This is a genomic window from Nitrosomonas sp. Nm132, assembly GCF_900100485.1.
Classification (GTDB): Bacteria; Pseudomonadota; Gammaproteobacteria; order Burkholderiales; family Nitrosomonadaceae; genus Nitrosomonas.
The window spans coordinates 1-2615 of record NZ_FNDH01000101.1 but is presented as its reverse complement, the minus strand read 5'-3'; the positions used below and the strand labels follow the sequence as shown (position 1 = coordinate 2615).

Genomic DNA, 2615 nt, shown 5'->3' with positions numbered 1-2615 from the left:
TGCTGGCAACACTACGAAGATCCACCTTGCTGTTGATGGTTGTGGTTTGCCGGTTGAATTTGAAATTACCGGTGGAGATGTGAATGATTGCTCTGTGGCACCGGAGCTGATTGCCAAGTTACCTGATGCGCAGGCGATTGTAGCGGATAAGGGCTATGACAGTGAGTGCATACGTGAGCAGATCATAAAGAAAGGAGCCAGGGCCGTGATCCCAAGAAAGCGCAATTCGCTGAAGGGTAACGCAGATATGGATTGGGGCTTGTATAGGTACCGGCATTTGGTGGAAAACGCCTTTCCACGACTAAAGCAGTATCGGGCAATAGCAACACGATACGACAAACTCAAGAGAAATTACGAAAGTATGGTAGCTATCGCGTGTGGATACCTGTGGCTACCTATGTGAAATGTCAACAGACCCTAGAAAATAAGTATGGAATTGTTCTGACTCTGACTTTTTTACCTCATCCCGAATTTTTTCCAACTCTACAGCTTCGGGGCTCATCAGAATTTTTCCCAATTCTAATTCACATAACGTGCCCTGATATTCAAACGATTGAGACAACACGGTCGTGGAAACAAGGAATAGTACAAACCCAAAAAAAGAATATTGATAATTCGACATATCATCTTCCATCAGGCTGTAAATTACAGATCATAAAGTAGAAATAAACAAAGGCGCTATATGATCGCATTCAGAACAGTGTTAACTGTTGCGGAGAGCTACATAAAGCCCTTATCTGGCCATTATCTTATCAGGAGTTTGCTCGTTTTATTTGGTGAGTGTTGAGTGATTGTGAGCTTTGGTTCAATTGCTAAGACCCAAATCCGTTAGAGCGGTGATCCTTACTCGGAGTTACCCTGCACAGTCATCCCTGTTCACCCAGACTCCACAAGCAAAAGAACACCCACTTGCACACTATTGGGTGAAGACGATTAGGTAATGCAATTGCATTGACATCACAATGCGGGTGCATTATTATTCATACATTCAACCTATTCATGGGAGAGTGTTATGGCTGCTATGCTCGAAGTCGAATCTACCCTCACTGACCGCTACCAGACCACGGTGCCGGAAACTGTCCGCCGTGCGCTCAAGCTCGGTAAGCGCGACAAGATCCACTACACCATCCGCCAAAATGGTGAAGTAGTGCTCACGCGCGCTACTGCCACTGAAGATGATGATCCGGTGCTTGAGCAGTTCCTTAGTTTTCTGGCGCACGACATTGCCAGTCATCCGGAACGGCTCCGGGCTGTCGACGCTGGTCTTGCTCAGCGCATTCAGTCGCTGGTTAGCGGCATTGAAGTCGATCTGGACGCAGCATTATCGGAAGATGATGAATGAGCGGGGGTAAGCCAGTCCCCTTAGTCATCAACGATTGGGCGATCTTTGCCCATCCGCTGTTTCTTAATCAACTCGAAGCACTGACTCAGCAAGTCGAAGAACTCAAGCAGAAAGATCCGGGTAGCTTCACCAAGAAGAACGCTGTCAAGCGGCTGGCAGCGATTGCCAAGCTGGCATTTGAGGTTATTCCACAGGACCCGGCAAGGCCCGAATACCGACAGGGCAATACTCTTGGTGAGGAGCACAAGCACTGGTTTCGTGCAAAATTCTTTCAGCAGTACCGCCTATTTTTCCGTTATCACGCCCCGAGCAAGGTTATCGTTTACGCCTGGGTGAATGATGAAGACACTAAGCGAACTTACGAGAGCAGCGATGATGCTTACCGGGTCTTTCGCAAGATGCTGGAAAGTGGTCATCCGCCCGACGATTGGGATCGGCTCCTGTTCGAAGCGCGCGCAGAGTTCGATCGTATACGGCAAGTAGTTGCGAAAGCTGCAGTTGCCCAGCCTTGACAATCCCTCAACTAGTGCCCAAGCCGGTGCGATCACGCTCATCTAGCGATTCGGTTCGGCAGTTAATCTCAACTCCGCCTGCATTGCCTGATAATCGATGAGGTGTATCGCGTGCAAAATGGAAAGGCAGAATTTCATGCTGAGTGTGCTCTTCTTGTCCTTGTCCACGAGTAGGCAGCATTGGACACTCAGAGGCCCTGACCACTACCAAAATGCAGCCTCTGGCTAAAAAGTAAATTTACAATTCAACCCAAATTCCGCGATTGAATTTTTAATTTGACCTGGTGGTGCTCCGAAGCATGATCGCGGAAGCGAAAACAGGCAGGAGGCAGTAGATCTGATGGCGAGTATGAGTATGACATCGCTATTTTCAGTGTTATTGATACATTTTAGCTTTTTGAAGTCTACCATCGTATTTTCCTCAGTGAGGCGGCGCCGAGTAGATAAAGGGACGAGTCAGCTACGGAACGAGGGATTGGGCCAATTGGTAGCTTTTAGTACGGATGTTTTGGAATAACTCGACGGACTCGGTCGCGATCTTGAGTACTAGCGTACTACTCAGTCATTCTTCTGTAAGCGTTCAGCGCGTCCATCTAAACACAGATAATCCAGTCCATTATTATCCCCAGACATATTTCAGGGAGATAATTGATGGCATTAATGCTACTCAAACAAAACCATATAGGAGCCTGGCAGGTTAGCGGCTTATCGCAAAGGGCTTATTGTCGTCAGCATGGTTTGAATGCCAAAACATTTGGCAA

The 2615-nt window shown here is 47.6% G+C and carries 4 protein-coding genes; 3 read left to right on the top strand and 1 reads right to left on the bottom strand.

Features of this window, described 5'->3' with window-relative positions; translation table 11 throughout:
- The 3 genes from BLP80_RS14730 to BLP80_RS14715 all read left to right on the top strand — a co-directional run.
- Positions 1-403, top strand: a 403-nt coding sequence (locus tag BLP80_RS14730; protein WP_143002331.1) for an IS5 family transposase, incomplete at its 5' end; no start/stop codon positions are given.
- A 609-nt stretch (positions 404-1012) separates the two neighbouring features.
- Positions 1013-1342, top strand: a complete 330-nt coding sequence (locus BLP80_RS14720) for a type II toxin-antitoxin system PrlF family antitoxin (RefSeq protein ID WP_090544481.1) — start codon at positions 1013-1015, stop codon at positions 1340-1342.
- Positions 1339-1854: a type II toxin-antitoxin system YhaV family toxin gene (locus BLP80_RS14715; RefSeq protein ID WP_090544479.1), complete on the top strand. Its 516-nt coding sequence runs from the start codon at positions 1339-1341 to the stop codon at positions 1852-1854. The genes BLP80_RS14720 and BLP80_RS14715 overlap by 4 nt, the downstream gene beginning before the upstream one ends.
- A 7-nt stretch (positions 1855-1861) precedes the next feature.
- On the opposite strand, the gene BLP80_RS15810 is transcribed toward BLP80_RS14715, so the two are convergent.
- Positions 1862-2035: a hypothetical protein gene (locus BLP80_RS15810; protein ID WP_176754398.1), complete on the bottom strand. Its 174-nt coding sequence runs from the start codon at positions 2033-2035 to the stop codon at positions 1862-1864.
- Positions 2036-2615: the final 580 nt, after the last annotated feature.